At 73.0% G+C, this 17,304-nt stretch carries 15 protein-coding genes and 1 other RNA gene; 14 read left to right on the top strand and 2 right to left on the bottom strand.

Features of this window, described 5'->3' with window-relative positions; genetic code table 11:
- Positions 1 to 88 precede the first annotated feature (88 nt).
- The 4 genes from ABFY03_RS14905 (at position 89) to ABFY03_RS14890 (ending at position 5,916) form a co-directional block, all read left to right on the top strand.
- The gene (locus ABFY03_RS14905; protein ID WP_346170099.1) at positions 89 to 1,837 is read left to right on the top strand and encodes a serine/threonine-protein kinase; all 1,749 of its coding nucleotides are present in this window, start codon (positions 89 to 91) and stop codon (positions 1,835 to 1,837) included.
- A 164-nt stretch (positions 1,838 to 2,001) separates the two neighbouring features.
- Positions 2,002 to 3,252 carry a serine/threonine-protein kinase gene (locus ABFY03_RS14900; RefSeq protein ID WP_319009398.1) on the top strand — a complete coding sequence of 417 codons (1,251 nt, stop codon included), beginning with the start codon at positions 2,002 to 2,004 and terminating at the stop codon, positions 3,250 to 3,252.
- A gap of 67 nt (positions 3,253 to 3,319) precedes the next feature.
- Positions 3,320 to 4,429, top strand: a complete 1,110-nt coding sequence (gene prfB / locus ABFY03_RS14895; RefSeq protein ID WP_319009397.1) for a peptide chain release factor 2 — start codon at positions 3,320 to 3,322, stop codon at positions 4,427 to 4,429.
- Between the two features lie 374 nt (positions 4,430 to 4,803).
- Positions 4,804 to 5,916, top strand: coding sequence for a hypothetical protein (locus ABFY03_RS14890; RefSeq protein ID WP_346170098.1), 1,113 nt, complete (start codon positions 4,804 to 4,806; stop codon positions 5,914 to 5,916).
- A 95-nt stretch (positions 5,917 to 6,011) separates the two neighbouring features.
- Here ABFY03_RS14890 and ABFY03_RS14885 read toward each other — a convergent pair whose 3' ends face one another.
- A complete protein-coding gene (locus tag ABFY03_RS14885) occupies positions 6,012 to 6,194 on the bottom strand; it encodes a hypothetical protein (protein ID WP_319009395.1) in 183 nt (60 codons plus the stop codon).
- Between the two features lie 237 nt (positions 6,195 to 6,431).
- On the opposite strand from ABFY03_RS14885, the gene ftsE reads away from it, so the two are divergent.
- From ftsE to ABFY03_RS14855, 6 genes are all read left to right on the top strand, one after another.
- Entirely contained in the window at positions 6,432 to 7,121 is a 690-nt protein-coding gene (gene ftsE, locus ABFY03_RS14880; protein WP_031008389.1) for a cell division ATP-binding protein FtsE, read from the top strand.
- Positions 7,122 to 7,142: 21 nt separating this feature from the next.
- Positions 7,143 to 8,060, top strand: a complete 918-nt coding sequence (ftsX, locus tag ABFY03_RS14875) for a permease-like cell division protein FtsX (RefSeq protein WP_319009394.1) — start codon at positions 7,143 to 7,145, stop codon at positions 8,058 to 8,060.
- A 78-nt stretch (positions 8,061 to 8,138) separates the two neighbouring features.
- The gene (locus ABFY03_RS14870) at positions 8,139 to 9,311 is read left to right on the top strand and encodes a S41 family peptidase (RefSeq protein WP_319009393.1); all 1,173 of its coding nucleotides are present in this window, start codon (positions 8,139 to 8,141) and stop codon (positions 9,309 to 9,311) included.
- An 18-nt stretch (positions 9,312 to 9,329) separates the two neighbouring features.
- Complete coding sequence (gene smpB, locus ABFY03_RS14865; RefSeq protein WP_051716858.1) at positions 9,330 to 9,866, top strand: SsrA-binding protein SmpB; 537 nt, start codon at positions 9,330 to 9,332, stop codon at positions 9,864 to 9,866.
- 80 nt (positions 9,867 to 9,946) lie between these two features.
- Positions 9,947 to 10,315, top strand: a transfer-messenger RNA (tmRNA) gene (ssrA, locus tag ABFY03_RS14860).
- Between the two features lie 145 nt (positions 10,316 to 10,460).
- Entirely contained in the window at positions 10,461 to 11,534 is a 1,074-nt protein-coding gene (locus tag ABFY03_RS14855) for a glycoside hydrolase family 18 protein (protein WP_319009392.1), read from the top strand.
- A 10-nt stretch (positions 11,535 to 11,544) separates the two neighbouring features.
- Here the strand turns inward: ABFY03_RS14855 and ABFY03_RS14850 are convergent, their stop codons facing one another.
- Entirely contained in the window at positions 11,545 to 12,789 is a 1,245-nt protein-coding gene (locus ABFY03_RS14850) for an MFS transporter (RefSeq protein ID WP_319009391.1), read from the bottom strand.
- Between the two features lie 84 nt (positions 12,790 to 12,873).
- On the opposite strand from ABFY03_RS14850, the gene ABFY03_RS14845 reads away from it, so the two are divergent.
- The 4 genes from ABFY03_RS14845 (at position 12,874) to ABFY03_RS14830 (ending at position 17,253) form a co-directional block, all read left to right on the top strand.
- The gene (locus ABFY03_RS14845) at positions 12,874 to 13,866 is read left to right on the top strand and encodes a LysR family transcriptional regulator (protein WP_346170097.1); all 993 of its coding nucleotides are present in this window, start codon (positions 12,874 to 12,876) and stop codon (positions 13,864 to 13,866) included.
- Between the two features lie 109 nt (positions 13,867 to 13,975).
- Positions 13,976 to 15,331 (top strand): nitrate/nitrite transporter, encoded by a 1,356-nt coding sequence (locus tag ABFY03_RS14840; protein ID WP_319009389.1) that lies wholly within the window; start codon positions 13,976 to 13,978, stop codon positions 15,329 to 15,331.
- A gap of 84 nt (positions 15,332 to 15,415) precedes the next feature.
- The gene (locus tag ABFY03_RS14835; RefSeq protein WP_346170096.1) at positions 15,416 to 16,552 is read left to right on the top strand and encodes a uroporphyrinogen-III synthase; all 1,137 of its coding nucleotides are present in this window, start codon (positions 15,416 to 15,418) and stop codon (positions 16,550 to 16,552) included.
- 185 nt (positions 16,553 to 16,737) lie between these two features.
- The gene (locus ABFY03_RS14830; RefSeq protein ID WP_319009387.1) at positions 16,738 to 17,253 is read left to right on the top strand and encodes a GNAT family N-acetyltransferase; all 516 of its coding nucleotides are present in this window, start codon (positions 16,738 to 16,740) and stop codon (positions 17,251 to 17,253) included.
- Positions 17,254 to 17,304 lie beyond the last annotated feature (51 nt).

The following is a 17,304-nucleotide window of genomic DNA, read 5'->3' as shown; positions in this document are numbered from 1 at the left end:
AGAACAAGAGGACCTCCGGGGCCCCGGCTCGGCTCGCACCGGGCGAGGACCGGCCACCCAGGACCACGATCAGCAGGGAGCGCGTGACGTGCGGCCAATCGGCAGCAAGTACCTGCTCGAGGAGCCGCTCGGCCGCGGCGCCACGGGCACCGTCTGGCGAGCCCGCCAGAGGGAGACGGCGGGCGCCGAGGCGGCCGTGCCGGGCCAGCCCGGCGAGACCGTCGCGATCAAGGTCCTCAAGGAGGAGCTGGCCAACGACGCGGACATCGTGATGCGCTTCCTGCGCGAGCGGTCCGTCCTCCTCCGGCTCACCCACCCGAACATCGTGCGCACCCGCGACCTGGTCGTCGAGGGCGACGTGCTGGCCCTGGTGATGGACCTCGTCGAGGGCCCCGACCTGCACCGCTACCTGCGGGAGAACGGCCCGCTCACCCCGGTCGCCGCCGCCCTGCTCACCGCGCAGATCGCCGACGCGCTCGCCGCCAGCCACGCCGACGGGGTCGTCCACCGCGACCTCAAGCCGGCCAACGTGCTGGTGGCCGAGCGGGACGGCGCCATGCACCCGATGCTGACCGACTTCGGCATCGCGCGCCTCGCCGACTCCCCGGGCCTCACCCGCACCCACGAGTTCGTCGGCACGCCCGCGTACGTGGCGCCGGAGTCCGCCGAGGGCCGCCCGCAGACCTCCGCCGTCGACATCTACGGCGCCGGCATCCTCCTGTACGAGCTGGTCACCGGCCGCCCGCCGTTCGCCGGCGGCACCGCCCTCGAAGTCCTCCACATGCACCTCAGCGAGGAGCCCCGGCGGCCCTCCACCGTGCCCGCGCCCCTGTGGACGGTCATCGAGCGCTGCCTCAGCAAGGACCCGGGTCGACGGCCCAGCGCCGTCAACCTGGCGCGCGGCCTGCGCACGGTCGCCGCCGGCATCGGCGTCCACTCCTCGCCCGCCCAGATCGAGGCCGCCGAGGGCGTCGGCGCCCTGCTCGCCCCGGACCCCGACCCGGCGCAGGTCCCCGGCACCCCCGGCGCCGCCGACCCCACCCAGGTGCTGCCCGCCGGCTCCGGCGCGCAGTTCGACCCGGCCGCCGCCACCAGCGTCCTGCCCACCGGCGGACCGGCCGGCTCCGCCGACCCCACCACCGTGCTGCCGGCCGGCGGCCCCGCCGGCGCGGCGGACCCGACCGCCGTCATGCCCGCCATGCCGGCGAACCCGCCGGCCGAGGACCCGCACCCCTGGCAGAGCCAGCTCGCCGCCGCCCGGGACCGCAACGAGCAGACCCAGGTGCAGTACCTGGACCCCAGCGAGGACCCGCTGCGCCGCCGCCCCGCGCGCCGCCCGCAGCAGCCGCCGCAGGCCCCGCCGTACCAGCAGGGCCCGCCGCAGCAGTACGGGCAGCAGCCCCCGCCGTACCAGCAGGGCCCGCCGCAGCAGCCGTACCAGCAGCAGCGCCCCGCGCCGCAGCAGCAGTACCGGCAGCCGCAGCCGCCCGCCCCGCAGCCGTACGCGCCCCCGCAGCCGCCGCAGCAGCAGTACGCCCCGCCGCAGCAGCCCCAGCAGCCGCAGCCGCAGCCGCCCGCCCCGCGCGAGCCGCGCCGGCGCAGCGCCAACCCGGTGCGGATCCCCGGCCTCGGTTGCCTCAAGGGCTGCCTGGTCATGATCGTCCTCTTCGTGGTGGCCGGGTGGCTGGTCTGGGAGCTCACTCCGCTCCAGGACTGGATCGCCCAGGGCAAGGGTTACTGGGAGGCCATCGGCGACGGCATCGCCACCGTCAGCGACTGGATCTCCACCATCGGGGACGCCACCGGATCCAGCGGATCGGGCGGCACCGGCCAGTAGCCGCCGCCCCTTCCCGGGAGCGGCCCACCGGGCAGTACGACCGCCGGAACGCGGTCGTACTGCCGATTTATCGACTTCCGAGGGGTGATTTCGCTCCGGAAGTGACGTCCGGCGGCCCGGGACGCGTAACTTTGACGCGAACCGCAGCCGCTGAGGGAGCAGTCTTGGCACGGAACATCGGCAGCCGCTACACCGCCCACCAGATCCTCGGGCGGGGCAGCGCCGGAACGGTGTGGCTCGGCGAGGGGCCCGAAGGCCCCGTCGCCGTCAAACTGCTGCGCGAGGACCTGGCCTCCGACCAGGAACTCGTCGGCCGCTTCGTGCAGGAGCGGACCGCCCTGCTCGGACTCGACCACCCGCGCGTGGTCAAGGTCCGCGACCTCGTCGTCGACGGCAACGACCTCGCCCTCGTGATGGACCTGGTCCGCGGCACCGACCTGCGCACCCGCCTCGACCGCGAGCGCCGGCTCGCCCCCGAGGCCGCCGTCGCGATCATCCGCGACGTCGCCGAGGGCCTGGCCGCCGCCCACGCGGCCGGCGTCGTCCACCGGGACGTCAAGCCGGAGAACATCCTCCTCGACATGGAGGGCCCGCTCGGCCCCGGCGGCGCCCACCCCGCCCTCCTCACCGACTTCGGCGTCGCCAAGCTCATCGACACCCCCGGCCGCACCAAGGCCACCCGGATCATCGGCACCCCCGACTACCTCGCCCCCGAGATCGTCGAGGGCCTGCCGCCGCGCGCCGCCGTCGACATCTACGCCCTCGCGACGGTCCTGTACGAGCTGCTGGCCGGCTTCACCCCGTTCGGCGGCGGCCACCCCGGCGCGGTCCTGCGCCGGCACGTCACCGAGACCGTCGTCCCCCTCCCCGGCATCCCCGAGGAGCTGTGGCAGCTGCTCGTCCAGTGCCTCGCCAAGGCCCCCGCCTCCCGGCTGCGCGCCTCCGAGCTGGCCGCCCGCCTCGCCGACGTCCTGCCGCTGCTCAAGGGCATCCCGCCGCTGGACGTGGACGAGCCCGACGCCGAACCGGCGGCGGCCCCGGAGCCGTACGAGGACCCGGCCCACGCCACCTCCACCGGGACCGACACCGGCCGCCGCCGCGCCGCCGTCCCGCTGGTGCCCGGCGCCTCCGCCGACTCCCACCGCGACACCCACACCTCCATGCGCGTGCCCGGCCCCGAGGAGCTGTCCGGCGGCCCGCACGGCACCGCCCGCGCCCCGCGCCCGGCCGGTGCCCGCCGGCCCGGCTCGGCCCGCAACCGGGCCGGGGCCGTCCGCAAGCGCCGGATCGCCCTCGGCATCGCGGCCGCCGTGGCCGCGGGCGCGCTCGGCGTCGGCGGCTATCTGGCGCTCGCCGGGGACGACGGGACCGCGCCCCAGGACTCCCGGCCGTCCTCCCAGCCGGCGCAGCCGTAGCACCGGTTGTCCACAGGCCGGACGGCCGTAGGTTCGGCTCCGGGCCCGGAGCCGTTACGCTGGACGCGTGGCAGTCGTCGATGTATCCGAAGAGCTGAAGTCCCTCTCCTCGACCATGGGGTCGATCGAGGCCGTCCTGGACCTCGACAAGCTGAGGGCAGACATCGCCGTGCTCGAAGAGCAGGCCGCGGCCCCGTCCCTGTGGGACGACCCGGAGGCGGCGCAGAAGATCACGAGCAAGCTTTCCCACCTCCAGGCCGAGGTCCGCAAGGCCGAGGCGCTGCGCGGCCGCATCGACGACCTCGGTGTGCTCTTCGACCTCGCCGAGGAGATGGACGACGCGGACACCCGCGCCGAGGCCGAGGCCGAGCTCACCGCCGTGCGCAAGGCGCTCGACGAGATGGAGGTCCGCACCCTCCTCTCCGGCGAGTACGACGAGCGCGAGGCGCTGGTCAACATCCGCGCCGAGGCCGGCGGCGTCGACGCCTCCGACTTCGCCGAGCGGCTCCAGCGCATGTACCTGCGCTGGGCCGAGCGCCACGGCTACTCGACCGAGATCTACGAGACCTCGTACGCGGAAGAGGCCGGCATCAAGTCGACCACCTTCGTCGTCAAGGCGCCGTACGCCTACGGCACCCTCTCCGTCGAGCAGGGCACCCACCGCCTGGTGCGCATCTCGCCCTTCGACAACCAGGGCCGCCGCCAGACCTCCTTCGCGGGCGTCGAGATCCTCCCCGTCGTCGAGTCCTCGGACCACGTCGAGATCGAGGAGTCGGACCTCCGTGTCGACGTGTACCGCGCCTCCGGCCCCGGCGGCCAGGGCGTCAACACGACCGACTCGGCCGTGCGCATCACGCACATCCCGACCGGCATCGTGGTCTCCTGCCAGAACGAGCGCTCGCAGATCCAGAACAAGGCGAGCGCGATGAACGTCCTCCAGGCCAAGCTCCTGGAGCGCCAGCGCCAGGAGGAGCGCGCCAAGATGGACGCGCTCAAGGACAGCGGCAGCTCCTGGGGCAACCAGATGCGCTCCTACGTCCTCCACCCGTACCAGATGGTCAAGGACCTGCGGACGGAGTTCGAGGTCGGCAACCCGCAGTCGGTCCTGGACGGCGAGATCGACGGCTTCCTGGAGGCCGGCATCCGCTGGCGCAAGCAGCAGGAGCAGACGAAGTAACCCCCGCAGCGTTCCCGTCCGGGCCCCGCACCTCTCGGTGCGGGGCCCGGCGCGTTCACCGGACGTTCGCCGGTGCAAGCGGTTCGCGGGCGAACGGGGAGCTTTGTCGACAAGGGAACTGCCGCCGCGAACCCCGTAGTTCCGGGTTTACGTCACAGTTGCATCGTCACATGCCGTCCAACTGGTGATCTTTCGGGCATCGCACGCGCAACGGCCTTGACGCTGCATCGGAAACTCGGAAGGGTGGCTGGATGGCATGCGCATATCTGGGGCGCGTGTGAACGGGGGCAGGTCCAGTAACCATGACGCTTCCCGTGCCCGGGGCCCCTGGCGCTGCCCCATGACGAGATGAAGCTACTGGGGGTAGCAACCAGATGACCAACAAGACGCGAGTCCGCCTGGCGCGAGTCGCGGCCGGTGCCGTGATCATCGCCGGTGCGTCCCTGACCGCGGCGGGTGCCGCGCAGGCTGTCGGCGGGAACGACTCCGGGGCCACCCTGGAGGTGACCGTCGGCGCGCTCGGCGACAGCGACGGCAACACCAGCATCGGTGACATCGAGGGCGGTGACAACGGCGGCGCCTCGACCGACGGTGGCGCGTCCACGGACGGTGGCGCTTCGACCGACGGTGGCGCGTCCACGGACGGTGGCGCTTCGACCGACGGCGGTGCCTCGACCGACGGTGGCGCGTCCACCGACGGTGGCGCCAGCACGGACGGTGGCGCGTCCACCGATGGTGGCGCGTCCACGGACGGCGGCGCTTCGACCGACGGCGGCGCGTCCACGGACGGTGGCGCTTCGACCGACGGTGGCGCGTCCACGGACGGTGGCGCGTCCACCGATGGTGGTGCCTCGACCGATGGCGGCGCGTCCACGGACGGTGGCGCGTCCACCGACGGTGGCGCGTCCACCGACGGTGGCGCGTCCACCGATGGTGGTGCCTCGACCGACGGCGGCGCGTCCACCGACGGTGGTGCCTCGACCGACGGCGGCGCGTCCACCGACGGTGGCGCTTCGACCGACGGCGGCAGCTCGTCCAGCGGTTCCAGCGGCAACGGCGGCAACGGCAACGGCGGCAACGGCAACGGCGGTTCCGGCAACGGTGGCTCCTCCGCCACCGGTGGTTCCTCCACCTCGGGCGGCTCCTCCACCGACGGTGGTTCCTCCACCACCGGCGGTTCGTCGACCACCGGTGGCTCCTCCGCCGACGGCGGCGCCGGCACCTGCACCGTCGAGCTCGACGGCGTCGAGTGCGTCGCGGACGGTTCGACCGGCTCCACCGGTTCGACCGGCTCCAACAACAACACCGACACCCAGCAGGCCGGCTCGCAGCCGGTGCAGCAGGGTGAGGCCAAGGAGGAGCTCGCCGAGACCGGTGCGGCCGAGACCTCGTTCCTCATCATCGGTGCCGCCACCATGATTGCCGGTGGCATCGGCTTCCGCTTCCTCCCGCGCCTGGTCGCGGGCGGGCGCGGCGCCGCCGCCTGAGCGACGCCCTAGCGGTACGCGAAAGGGCCGGGGAGGCTGTCCTCCCCGGCCCTTTCGCCGTTCCGGCTCGTGTACGGGGTGTAGGCCCCGGGGGCCTACACCGTGCGGACGGCCGCCAGCAGGGCCAGCGTCGCCAGCAGCGCGATCACCAGCGTCAGGACCATCGCGGGGGACAGGCCCTGGGGTGCCAGGCGGTCGCGGTTGGCCCGGCAGACGGGACAGCGACCCTCGGCGACCGGGGCCGCGCAGTTGGCGCACACCAGTCGGTCGTAGGTCATACGCTCTCCTCCTCCCGCACGGGGCTCACACCAGGACAACGCCCGGCACGATCCGGACGTTCCCCCTACCACTGTGCCAGCTCCGCGAGGTTCCGGCGCGCCCCGCCCGTAAACGCCTCCGCACCGCCCCGGGCGGCCAAAAAGGATAAAGGGTGCAAGCCAGGAGCGCGACTGCGCGGGGCTTCCCGGTTCGCGTAAGGTCACGCACACCTACTCCCGGCCGACCGTGGTGCATCCGTGATCCGATTCGACAACGTCTCCAAGTCCTATCCGAAGCAGAACCGCCCCGCGCTCCGGGAAGTCTCCCTGGAGATCGAGAAGGGGGAGTTCGTCTTCCTCGTCGGTTCGTCCGGCTCCGGAAAGTCGACCTTCCTGCGGCTGATCCTGCGGGAGGAGCGCGCCAGCACCGGCCAGGTGCACGTGCTCGGCAAGGACCTCGCCCGCCTGTCCAACTGGAAGGTGCCGCACATGCGGCGCCAGCTCGGCACCGTCTTCCAGGACTTCCGCCTGCTGCCGAACAAGACGGTCGCGCAGAACGTGGCCTTCGCGCAGGAGGTCATCGGCAAGCCGCGCGGCGAGATCCGCAAGGCCGTGCCCCAGGTGCTCGACCTGGTCGGCCTGGGCGGCAAGGAGGACCGCATGCCGGGCGAGCTGTCCGGTGGTGAGCAGCAGCGCGTCGCCATCGCCCGCGCGTTCGTCAACCGCCCGATGCTGCTGATCGCCGACGAGCCGACCGGCAACCTCGACCCGCAGACCTCCGTCGGCATCATGAAGCTGCTCGACCGCATCAACAGGACAGGGACCACCGTCGTCATGGCGACCCACGACCAGAACATCGTCGACCAGATGCGCAAGCGCGTCATCGAGCTGGAGAAGGGCCGCCTCGTCCGCGACCAGGCGCGCGGCGTCTACGGCTACCAGCACTGACGGCGGGGGAACCAGAACACCATGCGCGCTCAGTTCGTGCTCTCCGAGATCGGCGTCGGTCTCCGGCGCAACCTGACGATGACCTTCGCGGTGATCGTCTCCGTGGCCCTGTCGCTGGCCCTCTTCGGCGGTGCCCTGCTCATGCGCGAGCAGGTCTCCACGATGAAGGACTACTGGTACGACAAGGTCAACGTCTCCATCTTCCTCTGCAACAAGACGGACGCCGCCTCCTCGCCCAAGTGCGCCAAGGGCGCCGTCACCAAGCAGCAGCGCGAGCAGATCACGGCCGACCTCAAGAAGATGGACATCGTGGAGAACGTCATCCACGAGACGGCCGAGGAAGCCTTCAAGCACTACAAGGAGCAGTACGGCGACACCGCCATCGCCTCCGTCATCACCCCGGACCAGATGCAGGAGTCGATCCGGGTGAAGCTGAAGGACCCGGAGAAGTACAAGGTGGTCGCGACCGCCTTCGCCGGCCGGGACGGTATCGAGTCCGTCCAGGACCAGCGGTCCATCCTGGAGACGCTGTTCAACATGATGCGCAGCGTGAACTACGCGGCCGTCGCGCTGATGCTCCTCATGCTGGTGATCGCCCTGATGCTGATCATCAACACGGTCCGCGTCTCGGCCTTCAGCCGCCGCCGCGAGACCGGCATCATGCGGCTGGTCGGCGCCTCCAGCTTCTACATCCAGATGCCGTTCATCATGGAGGCCGCGTTCTCCGGCCTGATCGGCGGCGCCTTCGCCTGTGTGCTGCTGGTCGCCGGCCGGTACTTCCTCGTCGACCACGGTCTCAACCTGGCCGAGCAGATGCCCCTGGTGAACTTCATCGGCTGGGACGTGGTCCTCGCCCAGCTGCCGCTGGTGATCGTCATCGGCCTGCTGATGCCGTCCGTGGCGGCGTTCATCGCGCTGCGCAAGTACCTGAAGGTGTGAGAAGAGACCACCGTCGGCGGTTGGCGTCCTGGGGACAAAGCTCCTGGGGCGCCATCGCCTTGTCCTAGAGTGGGCGCCATGCCGGCCGGCCCCGCGCCCCTCTGTCTCCGGCCCCGCGGTGTCGCCCGCGGGGCCGTTCTCACGCTCGTCTTCGCCGGAGTCCTCGCCACCGCCGCCGCGACCGGCGTGCTGCCGCGGGAGGACGAGGCCGCCCGCGAGCCCCGTACCGGCGCCGGGGACCGTGCCGTCTTCGACCGCGCCGCCCTCCACCGCGCGGCCGCCGAGGCCGCCGCCGACGGCAAGTCCGGCAAGCAGGCCGCGGAGGAGTTCGTCAGCCGCAGCGGCGACCGCTGGGGCGCGGTCTACGACCGGCGGGAGTACGCCGAGTTCGAGCGGTCCCTCGACGGCGCCTACACCGGCGTCGGCCTCTCCGCGACCCGTACCTCCCCGGGGGGCGGCGTCGAGGTCGCCCGGGTGCGTGAGGGCGGGCCCGCCGAGCGGGCCGGGGTGCGGCCCGGCGACCGGCTGCTCGCGGTCGGCGGGCGCGAGACCGCCGGTCTCTCCGTCTCCGAGGTCGTCTCCCTGCTGCGCGGCGACGGCGTGCCCGGCTCCACCGTGGCCCTGAGGATCCGCCGGGCCGGGATGACCTGGACCCAGACCCTGCGCCGGGAGCGGCTCTCGACCGACCCCGTCACCGTCAGCCGCCCCGACCCGCGGACCGTCGTCATCCGGGTCGCCGCCTTCAGCAAGGGCGCCGGCGACCGGGTGCGGGAGGCGGTGCGCGAGGCCCCGCCCGGCGCGGGCGTCCTCCTGGACCTGCGCGGGAACGCCGGCGGACTGGTCGACGAGGCCGCCGTCGCCGCCTCCGCCTTCCTCGACGGCGGCCTGGTCGCCACGTACGACGTCGAGGGCGAGCAGCGGTCCGTGTACGCGGAGCGGGGCGGCGACACCGGCCGGCCGCTGGTCGCGCTGGTCGACGGCGGCACCATGAGCGCGGCGGAGCTGCTCACCGGCGCGCTCCAGGACCGGGGCCGGGCGGTCACCGTCGGCTCCAAGACCTTCGGCAAGGGTTCCGTGCAGATGCCGAGCACCCTGCCCGACGGCTCGGTCGCGGAGCTCACCGTGGGCCACTACCGCACCCCCGCCGGGCACGACGTGGACGGGCGGGGCATCGCCCCCGACGTGCCGGCCCAGGACGGGGCGGAGGAGCGGGCCCGCACGGTATTGAGTGGCCTCGGAGGGGGCTCGTAGTGCGAAAATGACCGCACTATGGCTAAGGGACTCGTCAACGTGCAGGGCAAGCCTGCCAAGAAGGCCCAGGACAAGGGGCCGGAGCGCAAGCTCATCGCGCAGAACAAGAAGGCGCGCCACGACTACCTCATCCTCGACACGTACGAGGCGGGCGTGGCGCTCATGGGCACGGAGGTGAAGTCGCTCCGGATGGGGCGGGCCTCGCTGGTGGACGGCTTCGTCCAGATCGAGGGCCACGAGGCGTGGCTGTACAACATCCACGTGCCCGAGTACATGCAGGGCAGCTGGACCAACCACTCGGCGAAGCGGAAGCGGAAGCTGCTGCTGCACCGGGCGGAGATCGACAAGCTGGAGCAGAAGGCGTCGGAGACCGGTCACACGATCGTGCCCCTCGCGCTGTACTTCCTGGGCGGCCGGGTGAAGTGCGAGATCGCGCTCGCCAAGGGCAAGAAGGAGTACGACAAGCGGCAGACGCTCCGGGAGAAGCAGGACACCCGCGAGACCGCGCGGGCGATCGCGGCGGCCAAGCGGCGCCAGCGCGCACAGGAGCGTTAATCCGCTGGCAACCGTGCCCACGGTTCACGTACCATGGGCAACGCACCTCACCGAGGGTGCGCGATTTGAAAAATCAACATGGGGATGATCGGTTTCGACAGCGGATGTCGAAGCAGGGGAAGCGTGTCGAGGAAGCGGCAATGATCTCGTAAACCACGCGCCGAAACCAATAATCGCCAACACCAAGCGCGATTCCTTCGCCCTCGCTGCCTAAGTAGCGACTTGCGAAGTGTCAGCCCGGGGCTGTTCCCGACCCGGATCCTGGCATCAGCTAGGGAACTAAACCTTGATCCCGGTCACGGGGTGAAGAGGGAAATCAAACAGTGACTGAGCCCGTTCCGGACTTGTCTGGGTGATCCGGAGGGCTGAGAAACTCGTACCAGACTGCACACGGAGAAGCCCTGGTTCCGCACCGTTGGACGCGGGTTCGATTCCCGCCATCTCCACTCATCCCATGTGGGCAGAGGCCCGGTGGTCGCGCGAGCGACCACCGGGCCTCTGTCATGCCCGGGGTCCCGAGGGCTTGCCGACTTGGTCTGTACCTGCCACTCTGCCGGAGCCGCCCCCCAGGACACGGCAACCCCGGAGGTACGTATGCGTCACAGACCGCTCGCGGTCCTGCTCATGCTCCTCGCCCTCCTCGTCCCCACGACCCCGGCCCACGCGGCCGCCCCTGTCCAGGTCTACGGCGCCTGGCACTGCGGGGACGACTACTGCACCTGGTCCACCGAGCGCGACCTCGCCGAGTTCGACGCCAAGAACCACTGGCTGATCGACCGCGGCGACGGACGGCCCTCCGTCAACCTCGTCGTGCTCAGCTTCGTCGAGCCGCTGAAACTGCTCCGCCGCACCACCGACGCCGGCACCGTCGACGGCGTCCCCGCCGGCATGACCAGGGAGATCGTCCAGTACTTCACCTCCCGGGGCGTCCGCGTCATGCTCTCCATCGGCGGGATCACCTACACCGACGCATGGGACGCGGCCCTCGCCGAGAACCCCACCCAGCTGGGGCTCAACGCGGCCGCCGTCGCCGCCGACCTCGGCGTCGGCATCGAGATCGACTACGAGCAGAACACCGACCCGGACCTCGTCGGGCTCCAGTCCTTCATCGACGCCTACCGGTCCGTCCACCCCTACGACGCCACCGGCAGCCGGCCCGCCGCCCGCCTCACCATCGACACCGCCGCCGGCGACCGCTGGCTGATCGACATCAACCGCAAGGCGACCGCCGACTGGCTCCGTACCGACGCGCCCGTCCTCGACTACGCCAACGCCATGGTGACCGCCCGCCCCTCCTCGGCGAGCACCCACATCGCCCACTGGCAGGAGCACATCGACGGCAAGTCCCAGTTCGCGCCGCCGGTCCCGCCGCTCGCCCCCGCCAAGTTCACGGCGGGCCTGTACGTCGCCTACGGGCGCAGCCCGCTGCCCGAGTGCACCGACTTCGCCACCTCGCTGCAGAAGGCCACCGGCGACTGGGTGCGCAACGCGGCCCCCCACGGGGCCGGGACCACCGCCGGGCTGCTCGGCTACATGTTCTGGGCCGCCGAGAAGCCGTCCACCCGCGGCCTCGGCACCCAGGAGCCCGACGGCTGCGAGGGCGGGATCGGTGCCGGGGCCACCGCCTACGGGGTCCAGGTGCCGATGCCGCCGCTCCGGCAGAGCTGAGAGAGGTCTCTCAGCCCCGTGCGCGGCGGCCGACGCCGGTCGCCGCGCACAGGGCCAGCGCCAGCGCCGCCGCCGTCACCGGCAGGACGAAGCCGACGACGGGGTTCGGGGCGTGGTCGGCGGTCCAGCCCGCCGTGGCCGAACCGGCCGCGATGCCCCCCAGGAGCGCGGTCACGGCCAGCGTCATGCCCTCGTTCAGCTGGGAGGACGGCACGAGCCGCTGGACCAGCCCCATCCCCGTCACCATCGTCGGGGCCGTCGCCATGCCCGCCACCAGCAGACCGGCGGCCAGGGCGAGCAGGGAACCCGTCCCCGCCGCCAGCAGCGGCGCCGCCATCAGGACCGTCATCGCCGCCAGGCAGCCGCGCAGGCCCGCGCCCCGGCGGGCCCGCCCGTAGAGCAGGCCCGCCGCGCACGAACCCGCGGCCTGGAGCGCCAGGACCGGGCCGGCGAGCGGACCGTCCACGTAGGCCAGGGCGGTCACCTCCATCGCGCCGAAGACCGCCCCCGTGGCGACGAAGACCGCCAGCAGCGGCGGCATCCCCGGCACCCGCAGCGGCGAGCCCGCCGAGGAGCGCGGGGCGACCGGCGGCTCGGTCGAGCGCTGGGCCGCGAACAGCAGGACGCCGGTCAGCAGCAGGACGGCCGCCACCAGCGTGCCCGCCTCCGGGAACAGCGCCGAGCAGGCCACCGCCGCCAGCAGCGGACCCAGCATGAAACACAGCTCGTCGGCGGCCTGCTCGAACGAGTTCGCCGTGTGCAGCGCCGCCGCGTCACCGCGCAGCAGGTGCGCCCAGCGGGCCCGGGACATGCCGCCCGTGTTCGGTGCGGTCGCGGTCAGGACGACCGCGCAGAACAGCGCCCACACGGGCGCGTGCCCCCGGACGCACAGCAGCAGCGCCAGCTGCCCCAGGGCGGCCAGCAGCGCCGCCGGGACGGCGACCCGGCCCTGCCCGTGCCGGTCCACCAGCCGGGCGACCCACGGCGCCGCCACCGCGCCCGCCACCAGGCCGGTCGCGCCGACCGCGCCGGCCAGCGCGTAGGAGTCGTACGCCGCCGAGATCATGAGCACCGCGCTGATGCCGAACATCCCCGAGGGCAGCCGGGCGATCAGGTTCCCGGCGGTGAACGCGCGCGTGCCGGGCAGGGCGAAGAGCCGGAGGTACGGGTTGCGGGGGAGCGCGGCGGGGCGCTCGCGGTAGCGGGGAGCCAGGCCCGGGCCGGCGGGAGTGGGGACGAGGTGCTGCTGGGGCATGACGCAAGGCTCCGGCCGCGGGGCCCGGACCGTCCAACACCTGTACGGTCGCCATTCACGCACCTGTGTTGTTGAATGCGGCGGGTGGCCACACCGTACGACATCGAACCCCGGCTGCTCCGCGCCTTCACCGCCGTCGCCGAGGAGCTGCACTTCACCCGCGCCGCCGGCCGGCTCTTCGTCGCCCAGCAGGCGCTCAGCCGGGACATCCGGCGCCTGGAGCGCGAGGTCGGCGTCCCGCTCTTCGTACGGACCACCCGGCAGGTCGCCCTCACCCCGGACGGCGAACGGCTCCTCCCGTACGCCCGCCGGGTCCTCGACGCCCACGACGCGCTCCGCGACGCCTTCCGGGCCGAGGCCCGGCCGCTCCTCGTCGACCTCAACACGCCCGGCCTCGTCCAGGACCGGATCCTGCGCCGCGCCCGCGAACTCGCCCCCGAGCACGAGCTGATGGCCCGCTTCGAGTCCGGTCTCACCGGCGCCGCGCGCGAGATCCTGGCCGGCCGGCTCGACGCCTCCTTCGGACGGTACGGCGGCCTCCCGCCCGCCCTGCGGGCCCGGCTCGACGCGTGTTTCGTCCGGTACGAGCCGATGGCGGTGCTGCTGCCCGAGGACCACGAGCTCGCCGCCCTGCCCGAGGTGCCGCTCGCCCGGCTCGCCGGCGAACACCTCTACGCCGGCGCCGGGAACGACCGCACCCCCGAGTGGACCGACCTCGCCGCCCGGCTCTTCGCCGGCCGCGGCATCCACCTCGCGCCGCCCGCGCCGCTCGCCGTCGGCAAGGAGGAGTTCCAGCGGATCATGGCCAAGCACCGGCGCCCGGTCCTGGCCGGCACCGGCTTCCCGCCCATGCCCGGCTGCGTCCTGCGGCCCCTCGTCGACCCCGTCCCCCTCTCGCCCGTGAGCCTCGTCTGGCGCAAGGGCCTGCGCCACCCCGCCCTCGACGCCCTCCGCACCGCCGCCGCCGAACTGGGCGCCCGCGAGGGCTGGCTGGAACGTCCGCCCGGCTCCTGGCTCCCGGACGGCGAACCGGGGCTGCCGGGCGTCCCACTCACAGGGGCCGCGGGGCCCGGGTGAGAGCAAGGTTCCGCCGACGTCACCTCGCGGCACCGTCCTGAAACGCCGCCCTCCTAGCGTCGGGGTCACCAGGATCCGGGACCGGATCCGACACCGTGGAGGTGCTGAGATGGGCGGGCGCTGGATCGACGTCTGGGAGCCGGAGGACGAGACCTTCTGGCGGGAGAAGGGCGAGCGGATCGCCCGACGGAACCTCGCCTTCTCGGTCTTCTCCGAGCACATCGGCTTCTCCATCTGGAGCCTGTGGTCCGTGATGGTCCTCTTCATGGGGCCGCAGTACGGCATCGACCCCGCCGGGAAGTTCTTCCTCATCGCCACCGCGACCTTCGTCGGCGCGCTGATCCGCATCCCGTACACCTTCGCCGTCGCCCGCTTCGGCGGCCGCAACTGGACGATCTTCAGCGCCCTGCTGCTCCTGCTGCCGACCGGCTTCGCCTACGCCGTCATGGAACCCGGCACTTCCTATTCCACCTTCGTCCTGGTGGCGGCCCTCACCGGCGTCGGCGGCGGCAACTTCGCCTCCTCCATGACCAACATCAACGCCTTCTTCCCGCTCCGGAAGAAGGGCTGGGCGCTCGGTCTCAACGCCGGCGGCGGCAACATCGGCGTCCCCGTCGTCCAGCTCGTCGGCCTCCTCGTCATCGGCACCGCCGGCGCCCTGCACCCCAGGATCGTCCTCGGCGTCTACCTGCCGCTGATCATCGCCGCCGCCGTCTGCTCCGCCCTCTTCATGGACAACCTCACGCCCGTGAAGAACGACACCGGGGCCGTCCGCGAGGCCCTCGGGGCCCGCCACACCTGGATCATGGCCTTCCTCTACGTGGGGACCTTCGGCTCCTTCATCGGCTACAGCTTCGCCTTCGGCCTCGTCCTCCAGACCCAGTTCGGCCGCACCCCGCTCCAGGCCGCCTCGCTCACCTTCATCGGCCCCCTGCTCGGCTCCCTCATCCGCCCGCTCGGCGGCTCCCTCGCCGACAAGCACGGCGGCGCCCGCATCACCCTCGGCACCTTCGCCGCCATGGCCGCCGCCACCGGCGTGGTCATCTACGCCTCGCTGGCCGAGTCCCTCGCCGTCTTCCTCGTCGGCTTCATCGCCCTCTTCGTCCTCAGCGGCCTCGGCAACGGCTCCACCTACAAGATGATCCCGGCGATCTTCCTCGCCCAGGGCCACCGCAAGGGCCTGAGCGGCGACACCGCCGAGGCGTACGGGCGGCGCCTCTCCGGCGCCTCCATGGGTCTCATCGGGGCCGTCGGCGCCCTCGGCGGCCTCGGCATCAACCTCGCCTTCCGGCAGTCCTTCCAGACCGTCGGCAGCGGCACCGGCGCCTTCGTCGCCTTCCTCGCCTTCTACGCCGCCTGCATGGCCGTCACCTGGGCGGTATACCTTCGGCGCCCGCCCGTCGTGCCCGACACCGCCGAGTCCGCCGAGGAGCCGGAGAACCGGCCCGGATACGCGAAGGTGTGAGCCGGGGTGCCGGGCGCGTACCGTAACGGGCAGGAAATACGCGTGAACCCCGACCGTCACGCGTCCGCGCCACTCTCGATGCCCATGGACCAGCACGAACACGGACCCCTGGCCGGCTTCACCGTCGGCGTCACCGCGGCCCGGCGCGCGGACGAACTCATCGCCCTGCTGCGTCGGCGCGGCGCGGCCGTCGTGCACGGCCCCGCCCTGCGGATCGTGCCCCTCGCCGACGACGCCGAACTCCTCGCCGCCACCAAGGAGATCATCGGCGACACCCCGGACGTCGTCGTCGCCACCACCGCGATCGGCTTCCGCGGCTGGGTCGAGGCGGCGGAGGGCTGGGGGTACGGCTCCGAGCTCCTCGACGCGCTGCGCGGGGTCGAACTCCTCGCCCGCGGGCCCAAGGTCAAGGGCGCGGTGCGGGCCGCCGGGCTCACCGAGTCCTGGTCGCCCTCGTCCGAGTCGATGGCCGAGGTCCTCGACCGGCTCCTCGCCGAAGGCGTCGCCGGGCGTCGGATCGCCCTCCAGCTCCACGGCGAACCGCTCCCCGGCTTCGTCGAGGCGCTCACCGCCGCAGGGGCGAGCGTCCTCGGCGTCCCCGTCTACCGGTGGATGCCGCCGGAGGACCTCGGGCCGCTCGACCGGCTGATCGACACGGTCCTCGCCGGCTCCGTCGACGCGGTCGCCTTCACCAGCGCGCCCGCCGCGGCGTCGCTCTTCGCCCGGGCCGCCGAGCGGGGGATACGGGACCGGGTCGTCGAGGCGCTGCGGCACGAGGTGCTCGCGGTGTGCGTGGGGCCGGTGACGGCGCTGCCGCTGCAGGCCGAGGGCATCCCGACGCACCAGCCCGAACGCTTCCGGCTCGGGCCGCTCGTGCAGCTCCTCTGCACCGAACTGCCCGCGCGGGCGCGGGTGCTGCCCGTCGCCGGGCACCGCGTCGAGATCCGGGGCCACGCGGTGCTCGTCGACGGGGAGCTCCGGCCCGTGCCGCCGGCCGGCATGGCGCTCCTCGGCCTCCTGGCCCGCCGGCCGGGCTGGGTCGTCTCCCGGGCGGACCTGCTGCGGGCGCTGCCGGGGGCGGGGCGGGACGAGCACGCGGTGGAGACGGCGATGGCGCGGCTCCGTGCGGCGCTGGGGACCCCCAAGCTGATCCAGACGGTCGTCAAACGCGGCTACCGCCTCTCCCTGGACCCCCTGGCCGAAGACCCCACGCCCGCGTAGGCGTCCGCCCTTCCGGCTCCCGCGCCGGGCGCGGCTTCTGGGCGGCGCCCGCTGGCCGGGCCTCCGTGTGGGCAGGCGTTCCGCAAGGGGCGGAACGATTGCCCACAACGGACGGCGCGGGCGCCGCGTGCAGCCCACAACGGACGCGCAGGCGCCGGGTGTGCGGGGCCGGGTACCGTGCGGGTATGGAGAGTGTGGGGGTCAGGGAGGGGCGGGGGGCGGACGCCGCGGCGCTCGCGGACGCGCTGGCGCGGAACCGGGCGCACATGCGGGCCACCGAGCCCTACCGCGCCGAGCGGTACTACACCGCCGAGGCGCAGGCCGAGCGGCTCGCCGACGGCGGCCGGCGGTGGTTCGCCTTCGAAGGGGAGCGGATCGTCGGGGCCGCGATCCTCTCCGGGATCGTGCTGGGGCCGTTCCGCAGCGCGTCCCTGGGCTACTGGGTGGACGGCGAGCGCGTCGGCCGCGGCATCGCCTCCCTGCTCGTCGCCGAGGTGCTGCGCGCCTCGCGGGACGAGCTCGGGCTGCACCGGATCGAGGCGTCCACGCTGCTCGACAACCACGCCTCGCAGCGCGTCCTCGCCAAGGCCGGGTTCGAGCGGATCGGGACCGCGCCCCGGTACCTGCACATCGCCGGCGCGTGGCGCGACCACCACCTCTTCCAGCGGATCCTGCACGATCAGCCGCCGCCCCTCGCCTGACACGGCGGCCACCGGTGGCGTACCTTTGACGGCTGCCCAGTGCACGTCAGA

The organism is Streptomyces roseofulvus (assembly GCF_039534915.1).
Lineage (GTDB): Bacteria > Actinomycetota > Actinomycetes > Streptomycetales > Streptomycetaceae > Streptomyces > Streptomyces roseofulvus.
The sequence above is the reverse complement of the archived record's forward strand: the minus strand, read 5'-3'. Positions and strand labels throughout refer to the sequence as shown.

Coding starts and splice junctions, on each gene's coding strand:
- ABFY03_RS14890 (WP_346170098.1), top strand. CDS start 4,804: ATGACCAACAAGACGCGAGTCCGCCTGGCGCGAGTCGCGGCCGGTGCC.
- ABFY03_RS14885 (WP_319009395.1), bottom strand. CDS start 6,194: ATGACCTACGACCGACTGGTGTGCGCCAACTGCGCGGCCCCGGTCGCC.
- ftsX (WP_319009394.1), top strand. CDS start 7,143: ATGCGCGCTCAGTTCGTGCTCTCCGAGATCGGCGTCGGTCTCCGGCGC.
- ABFY03_RS14870 (WP_319009393.1), top strand. CDS start 8,139: ATGCCGGCCGGCCCCGCGCCCCTCTGTCTCCGGCCCCGCGGTGTCGCC.
- smpB (WP_051716858.1), top strand. CDS start 9,330: ATGGCTAAGGGACTCGTCAACGTGCAGGGCAAGCCTGCCAAGAAGGCC.
- ABFY03_RS14855 (WP_319009392.1), top strand. CDS start 10,461: ATGCGTCACAGACCGCTCGCGGTCCTGCTCATGCTCCTCGCCCTCCTC.
- ABFY03_RS14850 (WP_319009391.1), bottom strand. CDS start 12,789: ATGCCCCAGCAGCACCTCGTCCCCACTCCCGCCGGCCCGGGCCTGGCT.
- ABFY03_RS14840 (WP_319009389.1), top strand. CDS start 13,976: ATGGGCGGGCGCTGGATCGACGTCTGGGAGCCGGAGGACGAGACCTTC.
- ABFY03_RS14835 (WP_346170096.1), top strand. CDS start 15,416: ATGGACCAGCACGAACACGGACCCCTGGCCGGCTTCACCGTCGGCGTC.
- ABFY03_RS14830 (WP_319009387.1), top strand. CDS start 16,738: ATGGAGAGTGTGGGGGTCAGGGAGGGGCGGGGGGCGGACGCCGCGGCG.